Source organism: Roseococcus sp. SDR (genome assembly GCF_019083995.1).
Lineage (GTDB): Bacteria > Pseudomonadota > Alphaproteobacteria > Acetobacterales > Acetobacteraceae > Roseococcus.
In genome coordinates this window covers 145,491-152,204 of the sequence record NZ_JAHRCU010000013.1, presented here as the reverse complement: position 1 = coordinate 152,204, position 6,714 = coordinate 145,491, and the positions used below count along the sequence as shown (strand labels likewise).

The following is a 6,714-nucleotide window of genomic DNA, read 5'->3' as shown; positions in this document are numbered from 1 at the left end:
GCCATCCCCATCGGCCGTGACCGTGTCCACCAGGTCGCCGTCGCGGAAGATGGCGACCGAGGCGAAGGCCTCCGCGGTGCCGGAGAAGGTCGGCGTCGCGTCACTCGTCACATTGTCGTCGTCATCCGCGCTGTCGGACGCCGCGACAAGGTCGATGGCCGGCTCGGCCGTGGCCGTGTCGTACTCGAACTCGACATTCGCGCTGTCCGTGCCGCCCACGCCGTCGGTCTGCTCGGCCGTCACCGTCACCGCGCCATCGGGCAGGAGCGGGCTCACGGGGAGGGTCGCCGTCCAGTTGCCCGAGGCATCGGCGGTGACCGTGGTGGAGACGCTGACCGCGCCCACCGTCCAGGTCACCGTCACATCGGTCAGCGGCCGGCCGGTGCCGCTCACATCGGCGCTGTTGCTGAGCAGATCATCCTCGTCGCTGCCGCTGTCCTGCGCCAGGGCGATGGTCACGTCGGGCGTCGCGATGGCTGTGAGGTCCACAGGCGTCGCGCCCACGACTGCCGATTCCACACCGCGCAGGACGTCCGTGCCGTCCGGGCCGGTTGCTGTGACGCTGCCGTCGAAATTCCTGAGGAAGGTCGTGCCGGCACTGAAGATCGCGGTATCGGTGCCCTCACCGCCGACCAGGCTGTCATTGCCCGCCCCGCCGTTGAGCACATCGTTGCCGCCGCCGCCATTCAGCGTGTCATTGCCGTTCCGGCCAGACAGCTCATCGATGCCAGCGTTGCCCGTCAGGCTGTCATCCTGGGTACCGCCAAGTACGCGCAGCCCGGGCTCCGCCTCGACCGCCGTGGTGGAGGAGTTGGTCCCCGCGGCAAAGCTGAACGCCGTGGTCACGTTCTGCAGGTTGAAGTCGGTCTGAACGTTCTGGAAGACGTTCCCGGAGATGCCCGTGATGGACGCACCGCTGGGCGTGGCGATCGAGAAGCCGCTGCCGCTGTTGATGATGGTGTTGCCCGTGACGGTGGTCACCGGTGCGGGGTCGAAACCATCCAGGTTCACCGCGGTGCGCGCGTTGGCGATGGTGTTGTCGGTGATCGTCAGGCTGGCCGAGCTGCCATCGGACCAGATGGCGCGGTTGAAGTTGGCAGTGCCAAACCGATCCCCCGCATTCACCACCACGCCGCCGAAGAAGTTGTCGTCGATCGTGATATCGCCGCCCGCTGCCGTGGTCAGCTGAATGGCGCGGCCGCTGCCGGCGCCGCCCTGCGCCGCCTCGGTGAAGAAGCGGTTGTCCTCGATCGTGACATCCGCCGCCCCGGTGACATTGAGCATCACGTCGAGGGAGTTCGCAGCGCCGGTGTAGCGGAACTCGACGCCGCCGATGGACACATCGCCGATCGCGGCCGAGATCGTCACCGCGCCGGTGATCACGGCCTCATCGTCGCGGTCGCCATTCCCGGCGATCCCCGCATTGGGGCCAAGCAGCGTCACCGCCTTGTTGATGTTGACCGCACCGCTATAGGTCCCTGCGGCCAGAAGCACGGTGTCACCCGCATCGGCCGCGTCGATCGCCGCCTGGATCGTGGCGAAGCCGCCATTGCCGACCAGGAGGATGCGCCCGCCCGCGTGGCTGATGATCTCGACATTGGTGAGCGTGTCGCTGTCGCCGCCATTGACGACCGTCCAGCCGCCGCCGCTCGCGGAGACCGAGGCCGCCGCGACGGTCGTGTCGAACAGCGCCACGTCCACGCCCGTGCCGCCATCCATGGCATCGTCGCCGCCACCACCGAACAGCGTGTCGGCGCCGTCGAAGCCGCGGAACACCGCATCCTCGGCGCCACCGGTCAGAGCGTTGGCGCTGTTGTTGCCGGCGTAGCCGATCGCGCCGACCGTCGCGCCCGTGAAGTCATTGCCGGACAGGGTCGGCGTGATGGCGCCCGGATTGGCGTCGTTGCCGCCACGATAGACCAGGCCGAAGGGGCTGTCGGTCACCGTATTGTCCGTGATGGCGAGGCTGGTGAAGCCCTGCGGGTTCGACACCGAGATCGCGCCGCGGTCCAGCAGGCCGGACTGCACCGTCCCATCGAAGAGGTTGCCGTCGATGGTCACGTCACCCATCGCGCCGGCCACCTGGATGCCGTGCGAGCTGGTGTTCATGACCACGTTGTCGCTGAAGCCAAAGGTCGCGATGCCGTTCGCATTCACCGCGGCCCCGCCGCTGCCGGTCCCGTCGAAGACGTTGCCCTCGATCGTCACGCTGCCATTGGCGCTGCCGTTGATCTGGAAGCCGTTGCTGGTGGCGCTGTTGATGTAGTTGCCGGTGATCGTGACGGTGCCCAGGCCGTTGGCGTTGCCGATGAACTGGTTGACCCCGCCGACCACCACGTTGTTGGTGAACACCACATCCTGAACCAGGCTGCCACTGTTGGTGTTGATGGCATTGGTGTTGACGAAGCGGAAACCATTGATCTCGACGCTGACACCCTCGGCGACAGTGAAGCCGCCCGTCATCTCGGTCTCACCAGAGGCGCTGCGCGCCTCGCCGGTCAGATCCAAGGTCGTGAAGCCGGCCACGCCATGCTTCGCGCCGAGGATGGTGAGGTCCTTCGTGACCGTCGCGCCGCCGAAGCTGCCGGACGCGACGATGATGGTGTCACCCGCATCGGCCGCGTCGATCGCCGCCTGGATCGTGGCGAAGCCGCCCGCACCGACGAGCAGGAACTTGCCCGCGCCGGCGCCGTCAACCACTTCCACGCTGGCGAGCGTGTCCGTCACGCCATCGGCCGTAACCTGCCAGGCCCCGTCGACCAGGCGGATATCCGCCGAAGTCAGGCTGGCGGCATAGATGGCCGTGTCGGTCCCATCGCCGCCGGTGAGCACATCCGCGCCATCCCCGCCATCGAGGATGTCGTCGCCCGCACCGCCCGTCAGCGTGTCGATGCCTTCACCGCCCACGAGGCTGTCATTGTCGGCGCCGCCATCGAGGCTGTCATTGTCGGCGCCACCAAGCAACGTGTCATTGCCGGCATTGCCGGTCATGACGTCGTTGCCACCGCCGCCCTGCAGCGAATCATCGCCGGCATTGCCCAGGACGAAGTCGTTGGTGCCGCCGGCCGTGAACGCATCGCCCGTGGCGTTGCCCTGCATGACGATGATGGGCGAGGGCGTCCCCGGGGGCGGCGAGCCGGGCAGGGTTCCAGCGTTCTCGGCGCTCGTGAAGAAGTCGGCGGTGCTGATCGTGCCGCCGACCTTGTCCATGTTCAGCACGCCCCAGGGCGCCGTCACATCGGCCGTGTTGCCGCTGGCCGTGAAGCTGGCGAAGCTGTTGTAGTTATAAAAGGAGATGGCGTCCGTCAGGAACGCGCCCTGGATCGTGTTGCCGGTGAACAGGATGGCACCGGCATCGCTCAGCGTGCCCGACCGCGGCGCGCCGGTCATCGTGATGCCCTTGCGCGCGCTGGCGCCGTCGCTCACGAGGAAGTCGCTGTCCGTGACGGTCAGGCTGCCGTTGAACCCAAAGAGGTTCATCAGCCCACGCCCACCATTGCCGGTGTTCGTCACCCCGCTGTCGCTCAGGCTGCTGTCCACGACGCTGATCGCGGCCAGCAGACCCGAGGTGTTGCTCGGCTCGCTGCTGTTGCCGGGCCGGACGTAGAAGAGCGCATTCTCGAGCGCGCCACTGATGGAGACGCCATCCAGCGAGAGGCTCGTGCCCGCGCCGGCGATCGCGTTGTAGATGATGCCGTAGCTCTTGCCCGTCGCGTCGATGCTCAGATCCTGGAAGCCGAGCGACCCCGCCAGCGTGCCGGTCACGCTGACCTGGCCGGTGAGGAGCGTACGCGCCTCGCTCTGGCCCAGGAACGCCAGATCGCCGCGGGTGACGGAGAGATCTTCCGCGTAGGTGCCGTCAGCGATGAGGATGGTCACAGGGCCGCTGATGCCGCCTGCCGTCGTCAACGCCGCACCGATCGTGGTCACATCGCTGGCGACGCTGTCCTGGTCCACCACCAGCATCGTCCGATCAGCGAAGTTCACCCGCTCGACATTGCTGAGCGTGGTGGTCTCGCCGTCGCGCGTGAGGGTCAGCCTGCCGTCGCTGAAGCCGATGGTGTAGCTGAGGAAGTTGCCAAACATGACGACCACGTCGCCCGTGCCGTCGCCCGCGTCGATCACGTCATTGCCGCTGGCCATGCCACCGACGCTGTCATTGCCCTGGCCGTCGATCGTGTCGTTGCCCGCACCGGTGGTGATGACGTTGGAGAAGCGGTTGCCCAGCACCAGGTCGTTGCCGGTACCGGTGGTCACATTCTCGATGCCGGAGAGGCTGTCCGCGCCCTGCGCGCCGGAGCTGGTGCCGGTGGTCAGGTTCACCGTCACGCCGCCATTGCCATAGACGGCCGTGTCGGTGCCTTCACCGCCGTCAATCGTGTCATTGCCCGCACCGCCGGTCAGCACGTCGTCGCCCGCATCGCCGGTCAGCACATCGTTGCCGCCGCTGCCGCCGAGTGCGTCATTGCCCGCGCCACCCGACAGGGTGTCGTCGGCGACGTTCGCGCCGCCATTGAAGATGATGAAGCCCGAGGTGCCGTTAACGAGGCTGGTGTTGCCCGCCGCGGCCAGATCATCGGCGTCCACGGTCACGGCACCGCCGCTGCCGGCCTGGGCGTTCAGGAAGGTGCCGTTGCCGCCGAGGTTGGCCGCAGGCCCGGTATAGGCGTTGTCCGAGAAGACGCTGCCAGGGTTGTTGATGGACGGGTCAGCGATGGTGGCGAAGGTGCCGTAGCCGGAGACGGTGTTGCCCGCCACCTCTGTGGCAGCGCCAAGCGCCAGCAGCGACAGCGCGGAGGTGCCGCCGCCCTGGAAGGTGTTGCCCGTGATGCTGAGGTCGGCCGTACCGGTGCCCGAGGCGAGCACGCCGTTGCGCCAGCCGTTGCTCTGCGTGGAGGTGAAGGGGCCGGGCGCCGCCTGGTCGAAAAGGTTGTCCGCGATGGTCACGCCCGCCGCGTTGTCAACCACGATGGCGTGGTGCCACGTGCTGCTGCCGGCCGCGCCGGTACGGTAGAACACGTTGTTCTCAACCGTGGCATCGGCGGCGTTGATCCGCAGCGCAGAGCTTTCGGCCCCCTGGTTGCCGGAGACGTCGAAGCGCAGACCCGTGATGGTCACGCCGGTGGCGTTGACGACCGAGCCATAGGCGTTGATCACGCTGCCGCCCGCGCCATGCTCGTCACCGGCCGTGGCATGGTTGACGCCGGCGATGGTGAGGCCGGTCAGGTGCGCGCCGACGGTGAAGGAGCCCCAGTTACCTTCGCCCACGACGATGGTGTCGCCCGCCTGTGCCGCATCAATGGCCGCCTGGATGCTGGCAAAGCCGCCATGGCCGACCAGCAGGAAGCGCTGCGACGGCTCGCTGCCGTCCTGGATGACTTCGATGCCCGTCAGGGTGTCGGTTCCGTCGCCCGCACCGGTCACCGTCCAGCCGCCCACGCCATAGGCGATGTCGGCGAGGGTGAGTTCGTCGGAGTAGAGGGCGGTGTCAGTGCCGGACCCGCCGATGAGGGTATCATTCCCCGTGCCGCCACTCAGGGAATCATCGCCTTCCTCACCATCGAGGGTGTCGTTGCCGCCATTGCCCAGAACGACATCGTCGCCCGCGCCCGCCTGAATGTTGTTGGCGCTGTTGTTCAGCGAGCGGACATCATTGTTCTCGGTGAAGGGCGACGTCGTCATTGGGGGGCTCCTCGCGTTGTGCTTCCGCATGTGATCGCTCCCGAAAAAGGGCGACCACATGACGCTTCCGTCACACACACCGCCAGATCGTGAAGTGCATGTCAATGCGAGATCAAACAAAGCGCGAGAATCGGATTGCAGAGAAACCAATCGTATAGACAAGAAGGCCGAAGTTATATTTGCAATTTTCGATCTATGCAGGGACGATACAGCAACCCCAAGTTGCATTACGAAGCATTTTTTGCGCGCGTCGCGTGTCCATCCAGGGTGAACAAGAGCCCGGGAATGCATATAAGCCGAGGAAATCCCTTACTTATTCCATTCCATCCATATCATCGGCAGCGATCGCCGGATGCGGGAAGAGCGATCCCCGTTTTGCTCGGATAGGTTGTGTTTTGGTGTCCCTCTACGCGCGGTGTGGCGAGCGTGAAGAATCTGTGGAGAAGGCAGCGCTTCGTGCCCGCCGACCGGGGGAGAAAGTGATTCCCGGCCCGCACCGGCATGCCCACTTTGCTGCCCGGATGGCATGCAACGCCATGTCACGGCGCGGCGTGCATGGCGGAGGATACGGACCGGTGCACACGGAGTTCCGACTTGCGCGCAGCTGGCAGGCCCCGGGCACTGACGACGCGCAGGGCTTCTTCGGCACCCATTCTCTCGCCGCTTGGATTCTCGCGCCACGCCTCGCCCTCTTCGCCCTGTCCCGTGCATCAGGCGATGGCCGATGGAGGGGAGGTGAGGGGAGCAGGGCGTCCGGTCACCCATGCGGAGATGTCGCCCCTGGGCAAGCGCAACAGCCAGCGGTGGCAGGCGCAGGCATGCGAAGCGCTACGGTGCGCTTCCCTCATATGGCACTCACGCGGGCTGAGAGGCGGTCCTCCGCCCGGCTTCGAGGCCGGGGCGCGGCCTTCCGACATTGCATGGCGGACAGGGTGGGATTCGAACCCACGGTGGAGTTGCCCCCACGGCGGTTTTCAAGACCGCTGCCTTAAACCACTCGGCCACCTGTCCCGCGGGCGCTTCGTCGCGCGG

1 protein-coding gene and 1 tRNA gene are annotated in these 6,714 nt (G+C 66.7%); both read right to left on the bottom strand.

Going from position 1 to position 6,714, the window contains the following annotated elements; all coding sequences use genetic code 11:
* Positions 1-5,682: Ig-like domain-containing protein (locus KTR66_RS15770; protein WP_213614084.1), on the bottom strand; the 5,682-nt coding region annotated here is incomplete at its 3' end.
* 921 nt (positions 5,683-6,603) lie between these two features.
* Positions 6,604-6,693 (bottom strand) — tRNA-Ser (locus KTR66_RS15765).
* Between the last annotated feature and the right edge of the window lie 21 nt (positions 6,694-6,714).